Source organism: Frankia sp. AgB32, from assembly GCF_023243045.1.
Lineage (GTDB): Bacteria > Actinomycetota > Actinomycetes > Frankiales > Frankiaceae > Frankia.
The window spans coordinates 39,976-65,609 of sequence record NZ_JALKFX010000007.1 but is presented as its reverse complement, the minus strand read 5'-3'; the positions used below and the strand labels follow the sequence as shown (position 1 = coordinate 65,609).

General features: G+C 72.0%; 22 protein-coding genes. 10 read left to right on the top strand and 12 right to left on the bottom strand.

The window, feature by feature from the left end; translation table 11 throughout:
• Window positions 1-120 precede the first annotated feature (120 nt).
• Both MXD60_RS03900 and MXD60_RS03895 read left to right on the top strand, forming a co-directional pair.
• Window positions 121-1,563: an aldehyde dehydrogenase family protein gene (locus MXD60_RS03900; protein ID WP_248817554.1), complete on the top strand. Its 1,443-nt coding sequence runs from the start codon at window positions 121-123 to the stop codon at window positions 1,561-1,563.
• 61 nt (window positions 1,564-1,624) lie between these two features.
• Window positions 1,625-2,485, top strand: coding sequence for a PHP domain-containing protein (locus MXD60_RS03895; RefSeq protein ID WP_248817553.1), 861 nt, complete (start codon window positions 1,625-1,627; stop codon window positions 2,483-2,485).
• Between the two features lie 18 nt (window positions 2,486-2,503).
• Here the strand turns inward: MXD60_RS03895 and MXD60_RS03890 are convergent, their stop codons facing one another.
• Complete coding sequence (locus MXD60_RS03890) at window positions 2,504-3,016, bottom strand: MarR family winged helix-turn-helix transcriptional regulator (protein WP_248817552.1); 513 nt, start codon at window positions 3,014-3,016, stop codon at window positions 2,504-2,506.
• A gap of 267 nt (window positions 3,017-3,283) precedes the next feature.
• Between MXD60_RS03890 and MXD60_RS03885 the strand changes: the two genes are divergently transcribed.
• Window positions 3,284-4,426 carry an Mrp/NBP35 family ATP-binding protein gene (locus tag MXD60_RS03885; protein ID WP_248817551.1) on the top strand — a complete coding sequence of 381 codons (1,143 nt, stop codon included), beginning with the start codon at window positions 3,284-3,286 and terminating at the stop codon, window positions 4,424-4,426.
• A 307-nt stretch (window positions 4,427-4,733) separates the two neighbouring features.
• Here MXD60_RS03885 and tatB read toward each other — a convergent pair whose 3' ends face one another.
• The 4 genes from tatB to sigE all read right to left on the bottom strand — a co-directional run bounded on the left by tatB (window position 4,734) and on the right by sigE (window position 9,989).
• Entirely contained in the window at window positions 4,734-5,243 is a 510-nt protein-coding gene (gene tatB, locus MXD60_RS03880; protein WP_248817550.1) for a Sec-independent protein translocase protein TatB, read from the bottom strand.
• 66 nt (window positions 5,244-5,309) lie between these two features.
• Window positions 5,310-7,145, bottom strand: coding sequence for a S1C family serine protease (locus MXD60_RS03875; protein WP_248817549.1), 1,836 nt, complete (start codon window positions 7,143-7,145; stop codon window positions 5,310-5,312).
• A gap of 1,150 nt (window positions 7,146-8,295) precedes the next feature.
• On the bottom strand, window positions 8,296-9,204 hold the full coding sequence (locus MXD60_RS03870; RefSeq protein WP_248817548.1) for an anti-sigma factor family protein: 909 nt from the start codon (window positions 9,202-9,204) through the stop codon (window positions 8,296-8,298).
• Window positions 9,201-9,989: an RNA polymerase sigma factor SigE gene (gene sigE, locus MXD60_RS03865; protein ID WP_248817547.1), complete on the bottom strand. Its 789-nt coding sequence runs from the start codon at window positions 9,987-9,989 to the stop codon at window positions 9,201-9,203. The genes MXD60_RS03870 and sigE overlap by 4 nt, the downstream gene beginning before the upstream one ends.
• Before the next feature lie 165 nt (window positions 9,990-10,154).
• On the opposite strand from sigE, the gene MXD60_RS03860 reads away from it, so the two are divergent.
• The 3 genes from MXD60_RS03860 (at window position 10,155) to MXD60_RS03850 (ending at window position 12,900) form a co-directional block, all read left to right on the top strand.
• Window positions 10,155-10,817: an O-methyltransferase gene (locus MXD60_RS03860; RefSeq protein WP_248817546.1), complete on the top strand. Its 663-nt coding sequence runs from the start codon at window positions 10,155-10,157 to the stop codon at window positions 10,815-10,817.
• 224 nt (window positions 10,818-11,041) lie between these two features.
• Window positions 11,042-12,481, top strand: a complete 1,440-nt coding sequence (locus MXD60_RS03855) for a hypothetical protein (RefSeq protein WP_248817545.1) — start codon at window positions 11,042-11,044, stop codon at window positions 12,479-12,481.
• A gap of 44 nt (window positions 12,482-12,525) precedes the next feature.
• Window positions 12,526-12,900, top strand: coding sequence for a hypothetical protein (locus tag MXD60_RS03850; protein ID WP_248817544.1), 375 nt, complete (start codon window positions 12,526-12,528; stop codon window positions 12,898-12,900).
• Here the strand turns inward: MXD60_RS03850 and MXD60_RS03845 are convergent.
• The 3 genes from MXD60_RS03845 to MXD60_RS29245 all read right to left on the bottom strand — a co-directional run bounded on the left by MXD60_RS03845 (window position 12,884) and on the right by MXD60_RS29245 (window position 15,566).
• Entirely contained in the window at window positions 12,884-14,632 is a 1,749-nt protein-coding gene (locus MXD60_RS03845) for a leucyl aminopeptidase (RefSeq protein WP_248817543.1), read from the bottom strand. The two genes, MXD60_RS03850 and MXD60_RS03845, sit on opposite strands and share 17 nt — an antisense overlap.
• Before the next feature lie 131 nt (window positions 14,633-14,763).
• Window positions 14,764-14,931, bottom strand: a complete 168-nt coding sequence (locus MXD60_RS03840; RefSeq protein WP_248817542.1) for a DUF3117 domain-containing protein — start codon at window positions 14,929-14,931, stop codon at window positions 14,764-14,766.
• Between the two features lie 272 nt (window positions 14,932-15,203).
• Entirely contained in the window at window positions 15,204-15,566 is a 363-nt protein-coding gene (locus MXD60_RS29245) for a DivIVA domain-containing protein (protein WP_248817541.1), read from the bottom strand.
• 68 nt (window positions 15,567-15,634) lie between these two features.
• On the opposite strand from MXD60_RS29245, the gene folP reads away from it, so the two are divergent.
• On the top strand, window positions 15,635-16,588 hold the full coding sequence (folP, locus tag MXD60_RS03830) for a dihydropteroate synthase (RefSeq protein ID WP_248817540.1): 954 nt from the start codon (window positions 15,635-15,637) through the stop codon (window positions 16,586-16,588).
• A gap of 81 nt (window positions 16,589-16,669) precedes the next feature.
• Here the strand turns inward: folP and MXD60_RS03825 are convergent, their stop codons facing one another.
• Window positions 16,670-18,067 carry a peptide ligase PGM1-related protein gene (locus MXD60_RS03825; RefSeq protein ID WP_248817539.1) on the bottom strand — a complete coding sequence of 466 codons (1,398 nt, stop codon included), beginning with the start codon at window positions 18,065-18,067 and terminating at the stop codon, window positions 16,670-16,672.
• Between the two features lie 1,109 nt (window positions 18,068-19,176).
• On the opposite strand from MXD60_RS03825, the gene besD reads away from it, so the two are divergent.
• The 3 genes from besD to MXD60_RS03810 all read left to right on the top strand — a co-directional run bounded on the left by besD (window position 19,177) and on the right by MXD60_RS03810 (window position 22,247).
• On the top strand, window positions 19,177-19,947 hold the full coding sequence (besD, locus tag MXD60_RS03820; RefSeq protein WP_248817538.1) for an L-lysine 4-chlorinase BesD: 771 nt from the start codon (window positions 19,177-19,179) through the stop codon (window positions 19,945-19,947).
• On the top strand, window positions 19,940-20,716 hold the full coding sequence (locus tag MXD60_RS03815) for an iron-containing redox enzyme family protein (protein WP_248817537.1): 777 nt from the start codon (window positions 19,940-19,942) through the stop codon (window positions 20,714-20,716). Before besD ends, MXD60_RS03815 begins: the two co-directional genes overlap by 8 nt.
• Window positions 20,717-20,804: 88 nt before the next feature.
• Window positions 20,805-22,247, top strand: coding sequence for a PLP-dependent transferase (locus tag MXD60_RS03810; RefSeq protein WP_248817536.1), 1,443 nt, complete (start codon window positions 20,805-20,807; stop codon window positions 22,245-22,247).
• A 45-nt stretch (window positions 22,248-22,292) separates the two neighbouring features.
• Here the strand turns inward: MXD60_RS03810 and MXD60_RS03805 are convergent, their stop codons facing one another.
• The 3 genes from MXD60_RS03805 to MXD60_RS03795 all read right to left on the bottom strand — a co-directional run bounded on the left by MXD60_RS03805 (window position 22,293) and on the right by MXD60_RS03795 (window position 24,910).
• Window positions 22,293-22,877 carry an LOG family protein gene (locus MXD60_RS03805; protein ID WP_248817535.1) on the bottom strand — a complete coding sequence of 195 codons (585 nt, stop codon included), beginning with the start codon at window positions 22,875-22,877 and terminating at the stop codon, window positions 22,293-22,295.
• Window positions 22,874-23,719: an LOG family protein gene (locus MXD60_RS03800; protein WP_248817534.1), complete on the bottom strand. Its 846-nt coding sequence runs from the start codon at window positions 23,717-23,719 to the stop codon at window positions 22,874-22,876. The genes MXD60_RS03805 and MXD60_RS03800 overlap by 4 nt, the downstream gene beginning before the upstream one ends.
• Window positions 23,720-23,782: 63 nt before the next feature.
• Complete coding sequence (locus MXD60_RS03795) at window positions 23,783-24,910, bottom strand: cellulase family glycosylhydrolase (protein ID WP_248817533.1); 1,128 nt, start codon at window positions 24,908-24,910, stop codon at window positions 23,783-23,785.
• Between the last annotated feature and the right edge of the window lie 724 nt (window positions 24,911-25,634).

Below are 25,634 nucleotides of genomic sequence, written 5' to 3'. Positions count from 1 at the left end.
ACCAGCACTGATGTGCCGGAAGACGCGCGTTGGCCGATCGCCCCGCCGGTGGCCGCAATCCGGCCTGGACCATCGGGATGCGCCTAGGATGAGTCGTGATGGCGACGACATGGGCGTACGATGCCTGACCCCACCCAGTTCTGGCTCGCGGGCCGCCTGACGGCCGGCGCGTCGACGTTCACCGTCCGCAGCCCCTACGACGGCAAGATCCTCGCGACGGTGGCCGAACCCGGCGCGGACCAGGTGGAGCTCGCCGTGGCCGCCGCCGCGTCGGTCGCCCCGCAGCTCTCCGCGCTGCCGGCGCACGTGCGCGCCTCGGCGCTGGCCCACGTGTCCAAGGAGATCGCCCGCCGCGGCGACGAGCTGGCCCGGATCATCACCTCGGAGAGCGGCAAGCCGCTGACCTGGGCGCGCGCCGAGGTAGCGCGGGCGAGCTCGACGTTCCGCTGGGGCGCGGAGGAGGCCCGGCGCTTCGCCGGCGAGCTGACCCGGCTCGACACCGACCCGACCGGGGAGGGCCGCCTCGCCCTGACCCGGCGCTTCCCACGCGGCCCGGTGCTCGGGATCACGCCGTTCAACTTCCCGCTGAACCTGGTGGCGCACAAGGTCGCGCCGGCGCTCGCGATCGGCGCGCCGATCATCATCAAGCCGGCGCCGCGCACCCCGCTGTCCGCGCTGTTCCTCGGCGAGCTGCTCGCCGGCACGGACCTGCCCGAGGGGTCGTGGTCGGTGCTGACGGTGCCGAACGACGCCGTCGGCGCGCTGGTCGCGGACCCGCGGCTGCCGGTGGTGTCGTTCACCGGCTCCGGCCCGGTCGGCTGGTCGATCCGGGACGCGGTGCCGCGCAAGCACGTCGTGCTCGAACTCGGCGGCAACGGCGCGGTGCTGGTGGCGCCCGACTTCCGCGCCGCCGACGACCTCGCCCGCGCGGCCGGGCGCATCGCCCTGTTCGCGAACTACCAGGCCGGCCAGTCCTGCATCGCCGTGCAGCGGGTGTACGCCGACCGGTCGGTCTACGACGAGCTGCTCGACCAGGTCGTCAAGGCCGTGGGGGCGCTGCGCGACGGCGACCCGGCCGACCCGGCGACCGATGTCGGCCCGCTCATCGACGTCGCCGCCGCGCAGCGGGTCGAGGCGTGGATCGGCGAGGCCGTCGCGGCCGGGGCGACCCTGGTCTGCGGTGGCACCCGTACCGGCGCGAACCTCGCCCCGACCGTGCTCACCGACGTCCCCGCCGACGCCCGCGTCGTGCAGGAGGAGGTCTTCGGCCCGGTCATCGTCCTGTCCCCCGTCGATGGACTCGACGACGGCTTCGCGAGGATCAACGACAGCGCGTTCGGCCTGCAGGCCGGCGTGTTCACCCACGACCTGGCGACCGCGTTCCGGGCGCACCGGGAACTCGCCGTCGGCGGGGTCGTCGTCGGCGACGTCCCGTCCTACCGGGCCGACCAGATGCCCTACGGCGGCACGAAGGGCTCCGGCATCGGCCGGGAGGGGGTCCGCTCGGCGATGACCGATCTGTCCGAGGAGCGCGTCCTCGTCCTCACCGGTCTGGATCTGTGAGACCGGCCCGCCCGGGAGGAAGTCGCCGCGCTCACCCGGGTGCGGCTGCCAGCATGACCGGGTGAGCATCGACCTGCACACCCACTCCACGGCGTCCGACGGACTGGTCGAGCCGGACGATCTGATGCGCCTCGCCGCCGACGCCGGTCTGACCGTGGTGGCGCTGACCGACCACGACACGACCGCCGGTCACGCCCGCGCCGCCGCCGCGCTGCCGGCCGGGCTCACCCTCCTACCGGGCGCGGAGATCTCCTGTTTCGTCGAGGTCGCCGGCCGGTCGGTCTCGCTGCACGTGCTCGCCTACCTCTTCGACGCCACCGAGCCCGCGTTCGCCGCGGTGCGCGCCCAGATCCGCGAACACCGGGCGACCCGCGCCCGCCAGATGGTGCGCCTGCTCGCCACCGACGGTCACCAGGTGACCTGGGAACGGGTCAGCGAGCTGGCCGCGGGGACGGTCGGGCGCCCGCACGTCGCGGCGGCCATGGTCGAGGCCGGGCTGGTGCCGACGGTGTCGGCGGCGTTCAGCCGCGAGTGGATCGGCACCGGCGGGCCCTACTGGGTCGGCAAGTGGCAGCCGGACGTCTGGGAGACGCTGCGGCTGATTCGCCAGGCCGGCGGGGTCAGCGTGTTCGCGCATCCCTTCGCGAGCCGCCGCGGCGTCACCGTCGGGCCGGAGGTGATCGAACGGATGGCCGGCGCCGGACTCACCGGCCTGGAGGTGGACCATCCCGACCACGACGGCGACGAGCGGCGCCGCCTGCGCGCTCTCGCCGCCGACCTCGACCTGGTCGTGACGGGTTCCAGCGACTTCCACGGCAGCAGCAAACCCCAGGGCCTCGGCGCCGAGTCGACCTCTCCCGCGGCCTACCAGCGGCTGGTCGCGGCGGCGTGCGGCGCCGCGCCGATCACCGCGGCGGCCTGAGACCGCCGCCGCGGTGGGTCAGGCGCTCTCCCGGGCATCGCGGCGCTCGACGGACTGCGGGTTCAGCCGCCCGAGCAGGTCGGCGAGCAGCTCCTGCTCCGCCCGGCTGAAATGGGACAGCACGTGCCGGCCGACGCCTTTCAGATGCGTGCCGGAGGCGTCCCGCAACCGGTCGAGCCCCGCCGGGGTGAGGGTGGCCAGCGTGCCCCGCGCGTCGGACGGACAGGCGCGCCGGACGACCAGTCCCTCCCGTTCCATCCGGTCGACCAGGCGGGTCAGGCCGCTGCGGGACAGCAGCACCGCCTGAGCGAGTTCACTCATCCGCAGCTCACGGCCCGGCGCCTCGGCGAGCTGGACCAGGACGTCGTAGGAGGCCAGCGGCAGCTGGTGCGCTGCCTCCAGCTCCGCCTCCAGCACCCGGGTGATGTGCGCGTGCGCCTGCAGCAGCGACCGCCAGGCCCGCATGCCGCGCGCGTCCACCCAGTCGACGTCCGTCTCCGAACTGGCGCCCAATATCTCCTTGACCACCATGCGCCCTCCCGCTGCCGCCTCGATCAGCCTATGCCGCCGTGTCGCCTCTCCCCCTTCCTCACAACAGTCCGGGCCGGCGTACAAAGTCCCGTAAACGTCGTCCAGACGACATCCAGGTGGCGAGGCGGCCCTGGCTGTGTTGCGGGTCGCCGGGCCGGTCACACCGGGGTGCCGGCCGGGCGCTGCCGGGCCCGCCGCGGGCTATCGTGGAGCCACAGGCGGCCCGAAGGCTGCATCTCTGATGCCAATCAGCGACTGAGGTTTCCCTTGTCCCCATCCCGGCCTTCCTCCGACGCGATCCAGTCGGCTCTGGCGACGGTGCACGATCCCGAGATCGGCCGCCCCATCACGGAGCTGGACATGGTCTCGTCGGTCCACGTACTCGACGACGGCTCGGTCGACGTCACGGTGCTGCTCACCGTGTCGGGCTGTCCGATGCGCGATGAGATCATCAGCCGCGTGAGCCGCGCGGTCAGCGCTGTGGAGGGGGTGCGTGCCGTCCGGGTCGACCTCCAGGTCATGAACGACGAGCAGCGCACGGCCCTGCACACCAAGCTGCGTGGCGGTGTCGCGCCCAAGGCGATCCCGTTCGCCCAACCGGGGTCGATGACCAGGGTGTACGGCGTCGCCAGCGGCAAGGGCGGCGTCGGCAAGTCCTCGATCACTGTGAACCTGGCCGCCGCGATGGCCCGCTCGGGCCTCGCCGTCGGTGTGCTCGACGCGGACATCTACGGTCACTCCGTCCCGCGCATGCTGGGCATCGACCGGCCGCCGACCCAGGTGGAAAAAATGATCATGCCGCCCCAGGCACACGGGGTGCGGGTCATCTCCACCGGCATGTTCACCCGCGGGAACGAGCCGGTCACCTGGCGCGGGCCGATGCTGCACCGGGCCCTGGAGCAGTTCCTGTCCGACGTCTTCTGGGGTGACCTCGACGTCCTGCTGCTGGACCTGCCGCCCGGCACCGGGGACATCGCGATCTCGCTCGCGCAGCTCGTGCCGTCCTCCGAGCTGCTGGTCGTCACCACGCCGCAGCTCGCCGCGACCGAGGTGGCCGAGCGTGCCGGCACGATCGCCGTGCAGACCCGGCAGAACGTCGTCGGTGTCGTCGAGAACATGGCCTGGCTGCCCTGCCCGCACTGCGGGGAGCGGGTGGACGTGTTCGGTTCCGGCGGTGGAGCGGCGGTCGCCGAACGGCTCACCCGCGTGCTCGGCCACGACGTGCCGCTGATGGCGCAGATCCCGGTGGACGTCCGGCTGCGCGAAGGTGGCGACAACGGCGTGCCGCTCGTCGTCGGCGAGCCCGACAGCGAGGCGAGCAAGGCGCTGCGGGCGGTCGCCGAGCGCCTCACCTACCGCTCCCGCGGACTCGCGGGCCGCAGTCTCAACCTGACTCCGGCCGGCCGCTGACCTCGGCCGTGCCCGTCCGGCAGGGCCTGACCCCGCCGGACGGGCACGGCAACCGGAACCGACCGACCGGATCCCCGCAAGCTGTCACCCGCCGCCGCGCAGAACGGGATGTGCGGTCTTTGCGAGGGCGCCAGGTCGTGTCCGGCCGATCACGGTGAGGGCATCCGGGCACCTACCCCTGCACAGCGACCGGTCGGCAGCGCGGCCGGGCCCCTCCACGGAACCCGACCTGCCAACCAGACCACAGCCCACACAGAGACGACTCACCCACAAGCAAGATCGCCCGGACGCTGCCCAGCGGCGTCGGTCAGGTGGTGTCGGGGTCGAACGGGACCGGGCCGGCGTCGGTCGGGGGGCTCGGCTGCGCGGGCACGGACCGGGGGGCGATCGCCTTCACCGAGGCGGACTTCGACAGCAGCGGGGACGTCGGCGACGCGACGCCGTCGACCGCGGGTCGGCCCGCGACGGGGTCCTTCTGCAAGGAGGACTTGGTCAGCGACGGGGTGGCCGGGGTGTCGTCTCCCAGCAGCAGCGCGTCCAGCGAGCTGCGCTTGGTGAGGTACGGCGGGATCGGCTCGTCGTCGAACAGGTGCTTGCGGACGAAGGTCTTCGGATGCAGGTCGCGGATGTCGAGATCGTCGAACTCGGGGCCGAGCTCCGAACGCAGGTCGTTGCGCATCCCGTTCGCCATCTGGCGGAGCTGACGCAGCATCCGCCCCGCGTCCTGGGCGGCCTTGGGCAGCCGGTCGGGGCCGAAGACGAACAGCCCGATCAGCAGCAGGACAACGACTTCACCCCACCCGACACCGTTGAACACGGGCTGAGCGTACCTCCCCCGGTGTTGCCGGGAGAGGCCGCCGGGCAACGAAAAGGTGTCGGATACTCACCCTTGTTGTTCCTGCAGTGTCATCTGCGCCGTTTCGGTAGCTCCCTGCCGCACGTAGGTGACCGACACCCGGTCGCCCACGCGGTGCAGCCGTGCCGCCACGATAAGATCGTTCGTCCCGCGGATCGTGCTCGTGTCGATCCGGGTGACGACATCGCCGGGCCGCAGCCCCGCGCGCGCCGCCGGTCCGTCCGGAACCGTGGCCACGATCCGGGCCCCCGCCACCCCACCGGTCGCGGCCGCCTCCCCGGCGGTGATCGTGGCCGAGGACGCGCCGACATACGGATGCGTGGCCCGGCCGGTCGAGATGATCTCCTGGGCGACGGAGCGGGCGAAGTCGATCGGGATGGCGAAGCCCACGCCGATGCTGCCGCTCTGGGTCTGGTCCTCGTGCCCGGGCACCGCGGCGATCGCCGCGTTGATCCCGACGACCTGGCCCAGCGCGTCGAGCAGCGGGCCGCCGGAGTTGCCCGGGTTGATCGCCGCGTCGATCTGGATGGCACCGATGAGGACCGTCGGATCGACCCCCTCGCCGGCCGGCACGGTCGGATTGCGGTCCAGGGCGCTGACCACGCCGGTCGTGACCGTCCCGGACAGCCCGAGCGGCGCGCCGATGGCCACCACCGGAGCCCCGACGACCAGGGAACCGGACTGGCCGAGGGTCGCCGCCGGCAGGTGGGACGTGGTCGTGATCCGCAGCACGGCGAGATCGGTCTGCGGATCCCGGCCGACCAGCTGGGCGGGGATCTGGCCGAACTCCTGGTACAGACGGACCGAGATCGGTGAGCCGGAGGCGACCGCGGGCGCGATGACGTGGTTGTTCGTAAGGATGAAACCGTCCGACCCGATGATCACGCCGGAGCCCGTGCCGCCGTCGCCGCCGGCATCGCCGACGTCGATCGTCACCACGGTGGGCAGCGCCGCGGCCGCGATCGCGGCGACCGATCGGCGATCGGTGACCGGCGCCGGGTCGCCGACACCCAGCGTCTTCACCGGCTGCACCGTGGTGTCACCGGTGGTGATGGACACGAACAACCCGCCGACCCCGCCGCCGAGCAGCGCCGCGGTGAGCAGGCAGGCCAGCAGCACCCGCCAGCCGAGCTGGACCGGCCGCCCGGTCAGTCCCGCCACCGCCCGACCAGGCGTCTGTCGCCTGTCCCCGGCCGCCGACGACCCGGCGTCGTGGGCCCGGTCGCCATCCAGGTCGAGGAACGGGTCGACCGCGACAGACCCCTCGGCGCCGCCGTCCACCGACCGTCCGGAGCCGCCCGGCCGCAGCATGGTCACGGTCCCGCCGCCGCGGCGGGCGCGATACACCCGATCGGCGTCCGCCGTCGCGTCCCGGCCGCCGAGACGGCCGGCGACCTCGGAGACACCGGCCGCGGAGCCCGCTGACGGCCCGCCGGACGGTGACGATCCGGAGTGCGCTGACCTGGACTCGACACCGCGCGCCGCCGACGCCGGGCGCTCGACCCGGCTGGCCGGCCCCTCCGACGCCGCGGATCTGCCGAGCATCGCGGGCGCCACCCGTTCGGCGCTGGCCCGCAGGCTCCACGCCCGCCCGCCACCGCGCCCGGTCCGTTCCGGTCCCTCGGCGGTCACCGGCGCGCCGACCCCGCCGCTACGCCCGGAATGCCGGCCGTGACGTGGGCCCTGCTGCGCCGTGCGTGTCCGGTCCCCGCCCTCACCCGGCGGCGGCACAGACGGCCGACGGGGCACCAACCAGCCCGCACCCGCGGCGTCGTCCGTCGGTGCCACGCCGGTGGAGCCGTTCCGGTCGGAGCCGTCCCGGCCACGATCACCCACATCCCCGTCAGCCACGTCCAGCAGCACGCCGGCATCCGGCGCCGCCGCTTCGGACCGGGGTGGCCCCGATCGTTCGCCCACCAGATGGGCCAGATCCGACCGGCGATCCCTGCGGAGGGCGTCCGTCCCCGTCCGCTCCGGGCCGGCAGAGCCCGTCTCGGCCGAGTTCGCGACCGGCCGGGCCGGTGTCTCCCGACCCACGTTCCGCGGACGCTCTGCCGGCGGACGCTCTGCCGGCGGGTCAGCGGGCGCCGGGCCGGTGGGCACGGCGCCCGGGACCGCCACCGAGACACTCTCGGTGCCGGGGCCCGCGCCGGCCGGCGTCGGCGCTGACGGGGGTGGGGGTGGGCTGAACGAGCGGGGCGGGTTGGCGGGTCGCGACGCCGACGGGATGGTCACCTCGCCGCGGGACGACCCACCACCGCGGGATGACACTCCGCCACTCCGGTCGGGCGCGCGAGCGGTCGGGTCCTGACCGTCGCCGTCGCCCTCCGCGTCGCCGCGGCCTGGGTCGCCGGGCGCGTCGGCGCGGTGCACAGCGCCCTGATCATCGCCCTGGTCATCGCCACCCCCCGGGCGGTCCGGAACCGGCGCATCCGCCGGATCAGCGCGATCCTCCGTGACCTGACCGCCGCCGTTGCCCGGGTTGTTCAGCGCCCGGCCGGCGGGGCCGTGGACGCTGTCGGACGGGCCGCGGGCCTGGGCAGGCGAGCCGGACGCGGCAGCGACCGGGGTGGATCGTTCCAGCCGCCGAGGTCTTACCGGCGCATCGAACTGATCAACACTCGCGACCGCCGCCTCGTGGGCGCTGCCATCCACACGACCTCCCGACCCGATTCATCACGACCCGGTGGAACGCCGGCATCCGGTTCCACCCAGGAGACTCGCAACGACTCCGAGCGGGTAACACGGTAAAGCCTCACATCACAGCAGAGGAGACCTCTGCGCCAGAACAGTCCGAAAAAGACTTCTTCAGTATCGAGTATCAACGTTCAGCCACAGGCACATCACCGGGAAAACCCGTCCGGGTGGACACCCGCACGGTGGCCCCCACCTGGAGGCACCCCCGGAGCAGCATCGGCGGCGATCCCCGCCTGGACGGGCCGGGCGCCCGTGCACCACAAAGATTTCCGTGACGTTCAGTCGATATGAACTGGCGAAGAAGATCGGTCGAGTGTCATCGCCGCAGCGATACACGCACCGGAGTGAACATCGGGATCAACCGGAGTGATCCTCCCGTCGGCTGACCCGGCGCCACCACGGACGAAACCGTCGGCACGGCGACCGAACCACCCGGACGGGCGTTGCCCCCGTTGTCCGTCATGGCGGCGCCGGTCACGGCGAGAACCAACAGCGCGGCCGAGCCGAGCAGGGTCCGGCGGACACTGGACTTCGGGGCGCTCAGCAGCCGCGGCGGCGACGGCCGGCGGGACCGGCCACGCGCACTGTCCGGCGACGGTCCCACACCGGGCCGGCCCGGCCTCGACGGCCGGGCCGATCCTGCCCGTGGGCCGCGTGGGGGCCCGCCTGACCGCGTGTGCGTGCCGCGGCGCAGCCGGACACCGCGATGCGGCCGCCCGTTCGGCGCCACCGGCAGCTCCACCAGCCCCAGCCCCAGCCGCGACCGGCCCGGAGCGGACGCCGCCTCGGGCGGGGGCGCGGCGCTGGACCCGGAAGACCCGTCCGACGCCGACGGTCCGCCGGGCCGGGCGGAGCCGCCAGGCGCTGGGCCGGCGGCGGCCACGGCGCGAGTGGCCACGGCGCGAGTGGCGGCGGCGCGAGTGGCGGCGGCGCGAGTGGCGGCGGCGCGAGTGGCGGCGGCGCGAGTGGCGGCGGCGCCGCGTCGTTCGCCGGGTCGGGCCGGGGGCCCGGTTTCGGCGCCGATGCCGCACAGCCGCGCGACGAGGGCACCCGACATCGCCGGGTCCTCCATGGCCACCAGCAGGCCCTTGACCCGGCGCAGCTCCGCCACCTCCGCCTGGCACCGCGCACAGCCGGCAAGATGCGCCAGCGCGCGGTCTCGCGCGTCGTGGTCGAGCTGGTGATCGATGAGCGGCGAGACCCGGTCACCAAGGTGCTCGGTCACGCGGGCCGCTCCGCGGGAGCACCACCCTTGCCGCCGGCGGGCACCGGCCCACGCCGCCGCCCGATCCTGCCCCGTCCGTCGTCCCGGTCGCGACGCCCGGCCGGCTCCGCGACCGGCTGATCGCCGCGTACTGGCACCGCGGGCCGGCCGGCAAGGCCGGTCAGCACCTCGTCCAGACCGTCGTTCTCGGCGGCCAGCAGGACGCCCTCACCGCGCGGGGCGCGGTCCGCCAGCGCCGCACGCAGCATCGCCCGACCGCGGGAGATCCGGCTGCGCACCGTGCCCAGCTTGACCCCGAGCGTCTGGGCAATCTCCTCGTAGGAGAGCTGCTCGATGTCGCACAGCACGACGGCGGCGCGGAAGTCCGGCGGCAGCGCGGCGAGCGCCGCCTCCACATCCGCGTCGAGATGCGCCTCGGCGTAGACGGCCTCGGGGCTCGCCTCTCGGCCGGCGAGGCGCTCGGTGTCCTCCGGCAGCGCGTCGAAGCGGATCTTCTGCTGCCGGCGGACCCGGTCCAGGAAGAGGTTGGTCGTGATTCTGTGCAGCCATCCCTCGAAGGTGCCTGGCGTGTAGTCAGCCAGGGATCGAAAGACGCGCACGAAGACGTCCTGGGTGAGGTCCTCGGCGTCGTGGGCGTTGCCAGTGAGGCGGTAGGCCAGGCGGTACACCCGGTTGCCGTGCTCGCGGACCACGTCCTCCCAAGACGGAGGCACCCAGGCGGAAGCATCTGAGGTGGCGGCGGCGCCGGCGGCGTCGGAACCCGCCCCGGAGTCCTGCGCAGCCACAGCCGCCTCTCGGTCGGTTCTCGTCGAACGTACCCGACGACCCGGCCATGGAGCGGCGAATCCCGCTGCGGACACCGATGTTTCTCCCTTCCCTGCTCGACACGGTGCGCGTCGACCAGATGAACGCGCGTCTGTGCTCTCACGTTCCCGTAGGCTGCGGATGTCATGCCCCAGACAGACATCGGCGAGCTGGGATCGGCCGCCGCCTACGCCGAGGGCTTCCTTCTGGAAGACCCCATCCTTCGTGCTGCCCGCTCCCGTGCCGAGGAAGTCGGGATCGTCCCGGTCAGTCCCGGCGCCGGCGCGGTGCTGCGCTTCCTCGCCGCCTCCGTGGGTGCCCGCGCGGTCGTCGAGATCGGCACCGGCACCGGCGTGTCCGGCACCTGGCTGCTGCGCGGAATGCGCCCGGACGGCACCCTGACCACCATCGACGTCGAAGCCGAGCACCTGCGTCTCGCGCGCCGCACCTACGCCGAGGCGGGGATGGCGCCCGGCCGCTCCCGCCTGATCACCGGTCGCGCGCTGGACGTGCTGCCCCGGCTCACCGACGGCGCCTACGACCTGGTGTTCTGCGATGCCGACCGCCGTGAGGGCAGCGAGTACCTCACGCAGGCGCTGCGACTGTTGCGGCCCGGCGGCGTCGTGGTGTTCGCCGGCGTGCTGGCCGATGGCCAGGCGGCCGACCCCAGCGTGCGCACCCCCGACGCGATCGCGGTCCGCGAGCTTGCCACCGCGGTGCGCGACGACATCCGGCTCACCCAGATGCTCCTCACCACCGGCGGCGGCCTGCTCGTCGCGGTGGTCGCCAAGTCCTCACCGGTCGGGTAGACCGGCCCGCGGGCAGCCGCCGGCCATGGGGGTACTCCCGCGAGGGCGGTGGGGGCACTCGAACGGGCCGGGCGAAATCCCCTTGATCGGGATGTCCGCTGGTCACCGGGGCCCGGTTCGCTTCCCGCGGAGGCGATCGCCGCGGTCGGTGACAGGCGGATGGCGAGGGATCGGAGTCGCGTAATCTGCCCTCAAAGGTGACAGGGCGAGATGTTGGGGAGTGGATGGCACCGGCGGCCCGGGAAGACCGGCGCTACAACGGCCCCGGCGGGCAGGTCGGCTACGACGATCGCGCCGCGTGGGCCGGGCCGAACCACCCCGACTGGCCGGCTGAGCCCGGCCGGGCGAACCCCGCTGCTCCCCGGGAGCGTTCCCGCCCCGAACCCCACGATGCCCCGCAGGATCGCGGCGGTCGCGACGGCTACGACGACCGCCACGACTCCGGCGGCTACGTCACCGGGGACGGCTACGACGACGGCCGCTTCGGTGACCGCGACCCCTACGACGACGACCGCCGGTACGACGACCGGTACGACGACTCCCGCCACCTCAGCGACCGACGGCACGGCGGTGACCGGCACGGCGACCCGTACGGCGACGACCAGTACAGCGAGAACCCCTACGGCGAGGCCCCCTACGGCGACGATCGGCGGGGCGGGGATCGGCGGGGCGGGGATCGGCGGGGCGACGGCGGCTGGCCCAGCGATCGCGTGGACACTCCCGTCCCGCGGCGCGGCGGTGGCGCGCGCGGCGCCCGGGACGGCTATGGCGGGCGCGAACCGCTCGCCGAACGCGGCCCGTACGGCGAGACAGCTGTGTACGGCGGCGCCCGGTCGCCGGCTGCCCGTCCCCATGGCGCCGGCTCGGTCGGCCGCGACCGGGCGGCCCGCGACGACCGCGCTGCCCGGGCCCGACGGCCGGACGGCGCGGGCCGCTACGGCGCCGCCGGCGGCTTCGACACCGATCGGGTCGATACGCCCGTCCCGTTCGCCCCCCAGGCGCCGCGTGCCCAGCCCGCGCCGCGGTCCGGGCCGCCACCGCGTTCCTCCGACGGCCTGCTGCCCTACATCGCGTTCGTCGCCGTGGTGGCCGTGCTCGCCGGCGCCGCCGGCTATGCGCTGAACCATCTCGTCGGCCCCGCCCACCGGCAGCGGCCCGCGCCGGCCACGGCCTCCGCCACGCCGAGTGCGCCGGCCACCCCGACGGTCACCCCCGGCCCGGCCGATCCGGGCGCGGGCGGCGGCGCCGCGGCGGACGGCGGCCTGACCGCGCTCACCGCCCAGCAGGTCGCCGGCCGGCTCGCCGAGACCGGCCTCCCCCTGCACCCGACCGTCGTGTACACGGCCGCCACCGACCCCGATCATCTGCTCGGAACCGTGGGCGGCTACTGGAGCCGGCTCGCGTTCAGCGACTCCCGGGTGGGCGCGAACGAGGTGGCGGGCGCACCGGCGGGAGCGATCGAACGCGGCGGCGCCGTGGAGGTGTGGCCGGATGCGACGAGCGCGCAGCGACGCGCCCGCAGCCTGCTGACCGTGACCGAGCAGAACCCACTCGTCACCGAATACGTCTACACCCGTGGAACTGTCGTTCTTCGGGTGTCCCTCGTCCTGACCGAGCAGCAGGCCGCGGGCTATCGGACCGGCCTGGCGTCGATCTCGTCCTGACCGGTCAGCCGGTTAGGCTGGGCGGCGGCAGGGAGGCAGGAATCATGAACATCCATGAGTTCTACGGCGAGGATCCGCGGCGGCGGGACTCCGCCGAGGTCCCGTTCGGCGACGGTTGGACCGATCAGCGGGACGTCCACAGCACCTACCGGCTGAACTGGGTCGCCGACACCGGGGAGATCTACGCGGTCCGCGAGCCGCACCCCGGCGGCATCCTCGCGCGCTACCTCGACCAGCTTGACGTCGACCAGCCCGACGTCAGCGACCTGACGGTGGAGATCCTCGCGACGGCCCGCCGCGGCACGGTCGAGGAAGCACTCGCCGGCTGGCCGGCGGTGATGGGCGAACACAACAGCCTGCGCTGGGCCCGCGAACAGCTCCTCGCGATCCGCCCGGCCGGCGCTACCCGGCCGGGATAGGGCTCGGTTCCGCCGCGGCAGCCTGCGGCGACAGCCAGCTCAGCAGCGTGCGCACGCCCCAGCCGGTGCCGCCACGGCTGATTTCGCCGTCGTCGGAGTCGGCCCGGGCGGTGCCGGCGATGTCGAGGTGCGCCCACGGCCGGCCGCCGGCGAACTCCCGCAGGAACAGCGCGGCCGTGATCGACCCGCCGCCCACGTCCAGGGCCCGGCCGATGTTCGCCAGGTCGGCCACGGGCGAGTCGAGCGCCGGCCGGTAGTCCTCGGTGAGCGGCAGCCGCCACACCTGCTCGCCGGCGGCGCCGGCGGCGGCGGCCAGCGCCTCGGCCAGGTCGTCGTCCGAGCTGAACAGGCCGGCGGTGCGCCGGCCGAGGGCGACGGCGATCGCCCCGGTCAGGGTCGCCAGATCAACGATGACGTCCGCGCCGAGCTCGCCGGCCGCGTAGGCGAGGCCGTCGGCGAGCACCAGCCGGCCCTCCGCGTCGGTGTTGAGCACCTCGACGGTCGTGCCACCCCAGCAGGTGATGACGTCGCCGGGCCGCATCGCGGCAGCGCCGATCATGTTCTCCGCCAGGCACAGCAGGCCGGTCACCCGGCCGGGCACGCCAAGGGCGGACAGCGCCGTCATCGTCCCGAGCACGGCGGCCGCGCCCGCCATGTCGGTCTTCATCCCGATCATCGAAACGGGTGGCTTCAGCGAGAGCCCGCCCGAGTCGAAGGTGATGCCCTTCCCGACCAGAACGCGGTGCTCCTCGACCCCGTTCGCGCCGGTCCCGTTCGCGCCGGTCCCGTGGTATTCGATCCGGACCAGTCGCGGCGGGCGCGGCGAGCCCTGGCCCACCGCGGTCAGCCCGCCGCACCCCTGTTCCGCGAGCTCGCGCGGGCCGAGCACGGTCGCCGTGAGGCCGGCGGCCGTCGCGATCCGCACCGCTCGATCGGCGAGCCATTCCGGCGACTTCACCAGACTGGGCGTGTTCACCAGATCACGGGCGATGTACACCGCGGTACCCACCGCGCGGGCAGCCCGCACCGCGGCCCGCGCGTCGGCGTCCGCCGCGAGGTCGGTGACCACGACGACCTCGCGCGCCAGACCGTCCGCGCCGGCCGTCTGGTCCCCGGCGGCCTGGTCCCCGGCCGCCTCGACCCCGGTGGATCCGTCGGCGACCGTGTCCACATCGAGGCCGGGTTCGTCCACCGCGACCTCATTGACGTTCAGATCGTCCCGCCCGCCCGGTGCGGCCGCGGGTACGCCCGCCTGGCCGGCCCGGTCCAGCAGACCGCGAACCCGGTACGACCCGAGCGCGATGCCTTCGGCGAGGGCCCGCAACCCCTCGGCCGGGGGGCTCGCGACCAGCGCCACCCGCGACGCCGACCCCCCGCGCCGAGCCAACGCGGCCCCCGCGCTGCGCCAGTCGGCCGGCCGGCCCGCGCCGACCCCCACCACCAGCAGCCGCTGGACCGCGCCCTCGGCGCCGCCCAGCGGCACCGACAGCACGGAGCCCGCGTCCCCGCGCAGCGCCTCGGTCTCGACCAGCCGGTCCAGCGGCACGCCGAGGTCGAGGCCGACCTGGCGGGCGATCTCGTCGAACACCGGCCCGTCATCCCCCACCGCGAGCACCACGGCGACGACGGGGGCCGCCGCGTCACCGACGGGCCCGGAACGAAGGATCACATCGGGGGGCACCCCGATGAGATCATCGAAAGCCGGAGCCGGCGCCGAACCGCCCGCGGTCATGGGACCCTCCTCGCTCTGGTCATCCCCGAATCCCACCCACCAGGCCGACAGCCCGGCGGCCACGACGCGCCGGATCGCCACGGACGGCCCGAGGGCGGGCCCTCGCGCGAGCGAGGCCTCCCGACGGCGAGCTAGCTGACCACGTTCTTGAGGGCGTCCCCCAGCGCGCTCGCTTCGTCAGCGGTGAGTTCCACAACGAGTCGACCGCCCCCCTCCAGCGGGACACGCATCACGATGCCGCGTCCCTCCTTGGTCACCTCGAGCGGACCATCACCCGTCCGCGGCTTCATGGCCGCCATCGGTGCACCTCTTCCTGCCGTCGGACCTGCGTCTGACGTCGATTATCCCGTAGACCGGACCGCAAACCGAAACACGTCTCCCCGCGGCATCACAACGGTCGCCGGTAGGGACGTCGAACCATGTGCCACCGGTGTCGGGAGCCGTGCCCACGACAGGTACCGAGTGATCCAGAGCGACCGTACGCCAACGGAGGACGGAGATGTCCAGCGGCGGTGCGGTCGTCCTCGGCCGACCCAACCAGGGGCATCCCGCCCGAACCGGCCGGGTCTCGTCAGGTTTGCGGCTCGTCGAGCCGTACGACGGGCTGATCGGTCGACGGCGGCTCGGCCTCGGCCCGGGCGAACGTCGCGAGCCGGACGAGCTCGTCGTCGCGCCGGGCGAGTTCGTCGTCACGCCAGGCCAGTTCCTCGGCGAGCCGCAGCAGGACCGCGTCGACCTCGGCCATCCGGTAGCCGCGCAGCGCCATCGCGAACCGGGTGCGGCTGATGTCCCCCGCGGTGACCATCCCGGTGGGTAGGCCGACGGAGGCACTGTCCGGCGGGGCGGGGCGCAACCGATCGAACCGACCCACGGCAAGCGCGGCCACGGCGAACACGACGGCGGCGACGATCACTATCTCGACGGCGAGCACCACCTTCCGATCGTGCCATGACCGCCGTCGGGTCGCGCCGCGCACCCCGTGCGATCTGGCACGCTGGCCGGATGGACGCCGATCATCCCGTGTCGACCGTTCTCCCCGCGTCGACGGACACCGTCCCCGGCACCCCCCAGCCCGGTGACACCGCCCGCCAGCGGCCGTTGCGGCTGGGCCGGCGGGTGTTCGCGCCGACCGAGCTCGTCGTCATGGCCATCGTGAACCGCACCCCCGACTCGTTCTTCGACCGCGGTGCCACGTTCGGTGAGGCCGAGGCCCTCGACGCGGTCGCCCGTGCGGTCGCCGACGGGGCGGGCATCATCGACATCGGAGGGGTGAAGGCGGCGCCCGGCGGGGAGGTCAGCGCCGCCGAGGAGCTGCGCCGGGTCGGCGGATTCGTCGCCGCCGTCCGCGGCCGCCACCCCGACCTGGTGATCAGCGTCGACACCTGGCGGGCCGAGGTCGGCCGGGTGGTCGCCGGGGAGGGCGCCGACCTGCTCAACGACGCCTGGGGCGGGGTTGACCCCGGCCTCGCCGAGGTCGCCGCGGAGTTCGGCACCGGCCTCGTCTGCACGCACGCCGGCCACCTGCCACCCCGGACCCGCCCGCACCGGATGTCCTACGACGACGTGGTCGCCGACATCGTCGCGACCACGGTCGGTCTCGCCGAGCGCGCCACGGCGCTGGGCGTGCATCCCGACTCGGTGCTCGTCGACCCGGGCCACGACTTCGGCAAGAACAGCCGCCACTCCCTCGAGGCGACCCGCCGCCTTCCGGAGCTCGTGGCGACCGGCTGGCCGGTGCTGGTCGCCATGTCGAACAAGGACTTCGTCGGCGAGACCCTGGACACCGGCGTCGACGAGCGGCTGGAGGGCACCCTGGCCGCGACCGCCGTCAGCGCCTGGCTCGGCGCCCGGGTCTTCCGCGCCCACCAGGTCCCCGAGACCCTCCGCACCCTGCGGATGGTCTGTGCCATCCGCGGTGACACCGACCTCGCCGTCGCCCGCCGCGGCGTCGTCTAACGCGCCGACCACGAACCTCGGTGGGAACTGGTCTGGCGGCTCGGGCCGTCGTGCGCCAGCCGGTTTCACCGATGGTCGGCATCACCCGCCGGCATCGGCGACGGAACCCACGACGACGCCCTGGGCCGCCTGGATGAGGCCTGCCGCCCTGGCCCTCGACGCCGCGATCGCGGTGAGCTCGAGATAGCCACAGGCCGGGAGGGCTCCGAGGCAGTGCAGCAGGACGCCCTCGCCCGATTCCCGGCGATAGAGAAGGCATTCCTTCCGGAGCAGGTCGAGCACTGTCTCACCAGCGGTTCCGAGCAGTGCGGCCTCCTGCATCCGTCCGTTCACGTAGAAGACGTCGGGCCCACCATCCCGCCGGAGTTGGCCATCGGTCTCGATCTGCGCGCCGACCACTTTCTCGATGTACCGCACGACATGCGTCGTGCCCACCTTTCGCAGGTTCACCTCGACGGCGAACAGGCCGCCGTCCCCAGCGACCACGAAGTCGATTCCGAACGTTCCACGAACACCACTGTCAGCGAGTGTCTTACCCACCCGGTCGGTCGCCGCGAGCACGCTGGAACGCCATCCCTCCTCCGCCGGGAAGCGGCAACCCCAGTACTGGCCCGACACGAGGATCTGCTCGTGGGTCGGCCCGATGTCGACGGTGCCGTCGGCGTTGATATGGCCGAGGCCGCTCGGCGACGCGACGACATCGTCGACGTACTCCTCCACGACGGCGCCCTCGGCGGCGAGTTCGCGCCGAAAGTTCTCCGCCGAGAGGCGGACGGTCTGCGCCGCCTCGAACAGGCCCCCACCCCGGCGCACATCCTCCACCGGCACGACCATGTTTCCGACCCCAGCCGTCCAGTGGGCGGAGTTCAGCTTTACCACGGCAGATCTCGCGGCGATCCTGCCGATTTCCGCCAGCACCGAGCCCTCCTCGATGAGAAGCGTGGTCGGGCCTTCGGGTACGCGCACACCAGCGCGTTTCAGGAGGCTCTTGCCGCCGAGCTTGCTCCCCGTCTCGGCCGCGATGGCCGCGCCGTGTTCCTCGATCGTCGCGCCGAGGATGACGGCGATCTGGTCGGAGGTCGGCGTCGCCATGAAGTTCACGATCGATGTCGACCGGCTGCTCTCGGCGATCGAGGTCAGCGCCGACATCACCTCGGCATCGGCGAGAACCGACGCGTCCAGTGGCCAGCCCTCCCGCAGTGCCGGCGAGAGCAGCCGCAAACGGCTGGTCGCGCTGGGGATCTGCGCCTCGCTGAAGCCGAAGATCTCGCGGAAGTGGTAATCCAGGGCGGCCTGACTCACCTCGGTCGAGGTGATGAGGACGAGCTGGAGGTCCTCGCGACGAAGCTCCTCCAAATAGCACAGCCCGCGCTCGGCGGAGAAACGAAGATAGCTCACTTCGCGGAGCAGCTTCTCCGCAAAATTGAACGAGTAAAGCACGATCTTCGTGTCAACAATGCCGCTGGAAGGGGTCACCATATCCGCCTCTCGCTAGCCGTTTCACACGGACCCGAAGTTTTCGAAAAAGCCTACACGAGGGCCGGTTCAACCCGAGGTAACCACTTCCCGCGGCGAACGGTTTCACGGCCGGGCCCGGCTCGCCCCCGCCGTCGTCAACCGCAGCCCGCACGCCGCTGCCGGTACGGACATCCCGGTCGCCGCCGCCCCGCCCGGCGAGGAGAACGGCGCTGGGGTGGACAGCCAGCACAACGAGATCGTCGGGCGTTGGTTGCCCGACCTGGGACCGGCCAGGACGAGCGAGGCGGCGCAGGCGACCGGACGAGCGTCCTCTGCGCCACCTCGACCGGCCGACCCCGCCGCGGATGGGATCGCCTGCGGCACGGGGGCTGAGCGCCGCCCCGGTGGCCACGCCGCCAGCACCGGGAACCGTTACCCGGACAGCATCCGGGCGATCTTGCTGGTGGGCGTGTCGTCTTCCTGTGGGCGGTGGCCTGGTTGGCTGGTCGGGTTCCGTGGCGGGACCGGCTGGTCGCCTTGGAGGGGTCGGCGTCCGATGTCCTCACCATGATCGGACGAAAACAACCTAGCGATCCGCCCGGGGAACCCCGCGCCGAACGCCGGGCCACCACATCACTCCACTCCTTTGTCCATCTCCCTGCCAGGCTCACTTACAGTGAACCCTCTCCGTGCCGGCAACAACGCGAAAGTCCGGTTTCCGTCGACTTCCGACGTATGTCGAGGAGAATCATCGGCCTTCCGGGCCACAAGGTTCCGTATCCCCAGGCAGAAGCACTGGCGCGACCGATCTCCCGCGTATCTCGCGTAAATTTGTACGCCCACGCGCCGCGTGTGCGAACATAGCCTTCGAAGAGGGCTCGCCCACCGCTGCTGCCTCTCCTCGCCGGGCCGCCGCGATGACCCGACGGGACGAGGTGACGATGTACTCGAACTGACTCAGCACCCTTCACCCACATCTCCGGGACGGTCGCGCGTCCCACTGTTACTCCCCCACGTTGACTTCGTGCTCTTCAGCATGCCGAATCCCAGCACCCAGTGCCCGGCAGCGGCCATGCCTTCTTCTCGCCATGCCCTTCTGTTCGACGCCGCGTCCGACTCGGAGGTAAGAGATGCCATCACAGACCTATGGCACGACCTGCATCGAGCTTGATTCCGACACGTTAAGGAGGGCCGCCCAGAGGTTCCAGCGGTACGGGATCCTGAGCGCCACCGACCTGATCAGCCCGGAAACGCACGCGCTGATCCGGGCCGAGGCCAACCACCTGCTCGCGGAGTATTCCGAGCGTCGCGACCTCAGGCTCGCGACCACCGACTTCACCCGCCGCTCCATGTCCGTGGTGCCGAGCGAGATCGTGGCGCAGAGCGAGCCGATCGCCGCGCTCTACCGGAACACCGAGCTGCTGGCAATGCTTGAGGCGATCGTCGGGGAGAAGCTGTATCCCTGCCCGAAGAAGGATGAGGAGTTCCTCATCACCAGGCACGAAAGGAAGGGAGACACGCACGGCTGGCACTGGGGAGACTTCAGCTACGCGCTGATCTGGGTCCCGGAAGCACCGCCGCTCGAGATCGGCGGGCTGTTGCAGTGCATCGCCCACACCACGTGGAACAAGGCCGACCCAAAGATCAACCAGTATCTCGTCGAGAACCCGATCAACACCTACTACTTCGCACCCGGCGACGTCTACCTGCTCCGGACGGACACGACCCTCCACCGGACCATCCCACTTCGCGAGGACGCCGTGCGGGTGATCCTCAACATGACCTGGGCCGCCGACCGGGACCTTCAGCGCAGTTTCACCGAGGACGACCGCTGGTGGGACAACGCGGAAGTCACCGCAGCGGTCAGCATCCGGGACGAACAGGAGAAGATCAGTGACTGAAGCGAGCAGGGAAGCCAGGGAGGCCAGGGAGGCCCGCCCCACGTGGGCGAGCTTCGATCACGTCGAGGCGGGGGTCCGGCGACGCGTCTCCGTCGACGACCCGTCGATCAAGACGTATCTCGACGACCTCCTTGTTCGTATCGCCGACCATCGCGCGGTGGAGCATCCGTTCCTCAACCAGTACCGGACCACGGCCCTCACCCCAGAGCAGGAACGTCACCTCTACGCCGAGTGCTACTACTTCTTTCGCTACCTGCCCTTCTACATCACCGGCATGGCGATGAAGACGCGCGACGAGACGATCCTGCGCGCGATCGTCCTGAACGCCGCCGACGAGGTGACCTCCGAGCAGACCCACTCCGCCCTGTTCGAGAAGTTCCTGGCCAGCCTCGGGATCGACATGGAGTTCATCCGGGGCTACCAGCCGCTCGACGTCACCGTCGAGCTCAACGAACGTATCCGGCACCTCTACACGGAGGGCTCCATCGAGAAGTCTCTCGGCGCCCTGTACGCCGACGAGACGATGTCCTCGATCATGGTCTCGAAGCTCAACGACGGCCTCCAGAACCAGGGCTACGACGCGCAGACCAGGCACTTCTGGACTATCCACATCGACGTCGAGGTGGGCCACAGCAACTCCGTGTTCAACGCCAGCGCGCCCTACGTGCACTCCGCCGAAACCCGCCGGGAGTTCGAGGCCGGCACCTTCGACTTCCTGGCGCACGTGGAACGATACTGGGACGGCGTGCAGAAGCTCGTGGGTCTGTGAGGTGAGACCCGCTGAGGTGGAGATCCAGCGCACCCGGTGTGTTCAGCCACTGCCGTTGGGCCAGACGATCCCGGGTTCCGTTCACTCGGTGTCGGTATCCCTTCCGACGGTGGCCGACGTCATCGGCTTCGAGTCAGCCGACGAGAAGACCCTTCGTCACGTCACCGCGGGCTATCCACGGTTTCGCACCCACCGCTATGTCGCGGAGCTGGCTCTTCTTCTCAGCGGGCGCCTCGGCACACCGGTCCACGACCTGGTCCTGGTCCGCACGGCCCGGGCGGCGGCCGCGGCGGCCGCGTACGCGGGCCTGCCCCGTTCCAGCGTCCTCGTCGCCGAGGGGGTGAACGCGGTGGCGGCCAGGGGCGACACGGCCGCCGCCGAGCGGGTGCGCGAGTTCGTGAAGCACACCGGCTGCCATCTCTCCTCGCGCGAGGCGGAGGGCGTTCTCGTCCGCTGCCGCGCGCTCCCGACCCAGCAGGACGAGCCGCTCGCCCCGGACCGACCCGAGGACGCGATCAGCGTGGAGCTGGCGCGGGCCTACGGCGCGCGCGACGCCGCCGACGTGTTTCTCCACAACAGCGGCATGAATGCCGTGGCCGCGGCCGTGGAAACTCTGACGCGGGTCCAGCGCGAGCGCGGCCGGAAACTCTGGCTTCAGCTCGGCTGGATCTTCTTCGACACGATGAGCATCTTCGAGAAGCACCTTTCCGGCGCCGACCGGATCGTCATCCCCGACCCGAGTGACACCGACGCGATCGTGGCTACGGCACTCGCCCACGCCGGCGACCTCGCCGGCATCATTGGCGAGATTCCCAGCAATCCTCTGCTGCAGACGCCGGACGTCGCCGCCGTGCGGGAGGTCGCCGACCGGGCCGGCGCCGCCGTGGTGCTCGACACGAGCATCGGCACACCCTGGAACGTCGACGTCCTATCCTTTTCCGACGTGACCTGCGAAAGCCTCACCAAGTACGCGACGGGATCCGCCGACGTCCTGATGGGCGCGGCGGTCGTCAATGCGGCGTCGCCCTTCGCGGACGACCTTCGCGCTGGCCTGCACGAGCATGGCGACCGCCCGTTCAGCCGGGATGCGGCGCGGGTCGCGGCGAGAATACCCGGCTATGAGGCGCGCATCAGGCAGGTGAACCGCAACACCATGGCCGTGGTCGAGTTCCTCGAAGCCCAGAATGCCGTCCGCCGCGTCGAGTGGGCCTACAGCGACCGATCCGCCCGTAACTACACGAAGATCCATCGCGCACCCTCCTCGCCGGGCGGCCTGGTCCTGCTCGACCTCGCGGTGCCGATCGAGCAGATCTACGATCCGCTGCCCTTCCCGAAGGGCCCGAGCTTCGGGGCCGACTTCACCATGGCCTCACCCCAGGTGTTCATCGCGCACAACGACATGCTCGCCACCGTCGCCGGCCGGGAGGAACTACGAGAGCGCGGCCTGCACCGCGACATGCTCCGCATCTCCGTCGGAATCGAGGAGCCGGAGTCGCTCATCGACGGCCTTCGCCAGGTCTTCCGACACTGACCTCGCGTTGACCGGAGCACCGGGCCGGGGGGCGGCCGGCCGTGCTCAGTCGGATTCGACGATCTCGCCCGCCGTGGGCGCGGGCGGCGGAGCGACACCGGCCTCCAGCGCGTCGAGCGCCGCCTCGAGATCGGTGGCCCAGATCATGGCGTCGCGGGCGGCGACGCGGACGAAGCCACTGTCGACCAGCGAGTCGACCAGCAGTCGCAGGTGCGTGAACACCCCGCAGGGATCGAGGACGACCACGGGCTTGGCATGCATGCCCAGCACGCGGGCCACCCAGATCTCCAGCAGCTCCTCCAGCGTGCCGAGGCCGCCGGGGAGGGTGAGGAAGCCGTCGGCGCGGTCGTCCATGAGCGCCTTGCGCTCGCGCATCGTCCCGGTGACGATCAGCTCGTCCGCGTTCTCGTCGGTCACCTCCAGCGCCAGCAGCGCCCGCGGGATGATCCCGATGGTGCGGGCACCGCCGGCCCGCGCGCCGTCGGCGACCGCGCCCATGCACGACACCGATCCGCCGCCGGAGACCAGCGTGTGGCCGCGCCGGGCGAGGGCCGCCCCCGTCTCGGTGGCCAGCGCCACGTGGACCGGGTCGATCTCCGCGGACGACGCACAGTAGACGCAGATGTTCACGGCCCACGCACCTCCGAGCCCGGCGGCTCGCGGTGGCCGGCGGTTCCCGCCACGACAATGCGTACCGCCTCGTCCACATCATCCGTGACCGACATGATGTGCAGGTCGGATTCCTTGATGAGGCCGGCCCGCAGGGCGGTCTCCCGCAGCCAGTCGATCAGGCCGGACCAGTAGTCCGAGCCGATGAGGACGACCGGGAACCGGGTGACCTTGCCCGTCTGGACGAGGGTCAGGGCCTCGAACAGCTCGTCGAGGGTGCCCAGGCCGCCGGGCAGGATGACGAAGGCCTGCGCGTACTTGACGAACATCGTCTTGCGCACGAAGAAGTACCGGAAGCTGACGCCGAGATCGACCCAGTCGTTGAGCCGCTGCTCGAAGGGCAGCTCGATGCCGAGGCCCACGGACAGTCCCCCGGCCTCCTGAGCACCGCGGTTGACCGCCTCCATCGTGCCCGGGCCGCCGCCGGTGATGACGGCGAACCCGGCCTCGGCGAGGCCGGCGCCGAGGCGTCGGCCCTGCTCGTAGATCGGGTCGTCGGGGCGGATGCGCGCCGAGCCGAACACCGTGACCGCGCGCGGCAGGTCCGCGAGCAGCCCGAAGCCCTCGACGAACTCGCTCTGGATCCGCAGCACCCGCCACGGGTCGCTGTGCACGAACCCGGACGGGCTGCGGGTGTCCAGCAGCCTCTGGTCGGTGGTGGCGCGCTCGACCTGGCCCCGGCGGGCGACCACCGGCCCGCGGAACTGCTCCGGCGGCGGATAACGACGTTCCCGCCCGACCGGGACGCCGCCGCCCTCGTCCGGCTGGGAGGGGTCAGCCTGCGGGTTCGGGGACCGGGTCACCACGGCACCATAGGCCACCGCACTGCGGCGGACCGAAGCCGCCCGCGCACAGGTGGCGGTGGGTCAGGACGTGAGGCTGGTGAGCTGGTCCAGCACCGGATCGCCCGGCCCGATGTCGTAGCCGTCGGGATTCGTCCCACCGAGCGCCGCCGGCCGCCAGGCCCACAGCAGCGCGCCCTGCACGCCGAGCTGAAAATCGGCGTAGATCTTGCTGCCGAGGAGCGCCGCCCGCGCCTGCACCCCACCGACCTGACTGGGGATGACCCCCATCTCCCCGATGATCAACGGCTTGCCCAGTTCGGTCATTTCGCGGGCCCGCGTCGCCAGGCCGTTCCACTGGTCTCCCGGAACGACGTCCAGCGAATAGTCGTGGTAGTCGGCGATGTCAATGTACTGGTCGGCGTTGAGGTCGACGTACTCACCGCCCGCTGTCCCGCACTGCCCGCTGCCGACGGTTCCCATGCCGAGCAGGTGCCTGTTGTCTATCGCTTTGATCTGCCGACCGACGTCCTGGACGAAAGCGCGGAGCACCTCACTGGCATCCGACGGGCAGGAACCGCCGAGCGCGACCGCGTCCTCCGGCTCGTTCACCATCTGCCACAGCATGATCGTGGGGTCGTTCTGATAGCGGTCGACGACCTCTCGGGCCCATTCCAGGTAGGTGGCGGGCTGACCGGGCGGGTGATCCTGCCAGTAGCCCTGGCGATACCACTGCTCGGTCTTGTAACCGGCCTCGGCCGAGTCGTACCCCTCGCAGTCGGCCCACTGGTTGCCGAGCACCGCGATCACCCGAAGATGGTTCATGGCAGCGGCGTGCAGCGTGTTGTCGAACGTCGTCCAGTCGCGCACCCCGTCCGGGGTGGTCGCGAGCCGCTGGAAGAACCAGATCCGGACGGCCCGGACGCCGGGCCCGAACTCGCTGCCGGCGGCGGACAGGTCGGGCGGCGTGCCGCAGTAGCGGCGGGACTGCGGGTTCTCGTTGGCGTTCCACACGTTCAGTCCGGCGAGCCGGGCTGGCCCGCCGTCGAGGGTGAGCTGGCCGCCGGAGGTGCCGACGAAGGAGTACTCCTCCCCCGCGGCACTGCCGGCGAGTCCGACCACGAGGAGAACGCCGGCCAGCAGGAGCCGTCCGGCCCGGCGCCGGATGGCCTGGGCGAGCTGTGGCCTGCGGCGCTGGCGGTGCGCCGTCATGTCGGCGGGCCGGTCTCGGCGACCCGCGCACAGCCGCGGAGGTGGCCGGACGGACAGGAGGCGTCTGGCGGCCGGACGCCCGGGTGACGGGGCCTGAGCGGAGTCCGCAGACCGTGGCATGCGCCACACTGTAACGATCGATGCATTTTCCAGGCTCCCTGACCCACCTGCCGCGGCGAGGTTTTTCCGCGAGCGGCAGAAGGCGACTATGTCCAATCTCGTCCGTTTATCGGAGAGATTCTCGATGCCACTTCAGGACAACATTCCAGCAGCATTTCCTGGGTTTAACCGTGACGTAGGCTTGACTCTCCACGTTCGATCACTAGCATTTGCCTGAGTACCGGCGTCGCACGCCGCGGTGCCGTACGGCGCCAGATATGTCCGGGGGTAACAGTGTTGACCGCGCAGCAGCTCGCCCAGCGACGCCGGGGAACCCATTTCTGTAGCTGATTCAGCCGGCAGTTCCGCTTCGCCAGAGTACACAGCGGCCCCGAGCCTCGGCCCGGCCGCACGGCGTCCACGGCTTCGGAATCACGCCGTCCAGGGGGTTCAGCAGTCGGCCTGCACGGTTGGGCGACATTAATCGTCTGATTTTTTACTCCGAGGCCGGTTCTCCCTCGAGACGGACGCCGCCCCGCTGGCGCGGCCATTTCGGCGTCGACCCGCTTCTCCTGGCCGGCGCCACAGCCCCGAAAAACACGCGGGCAAGCGTGCCGGCTTCTTT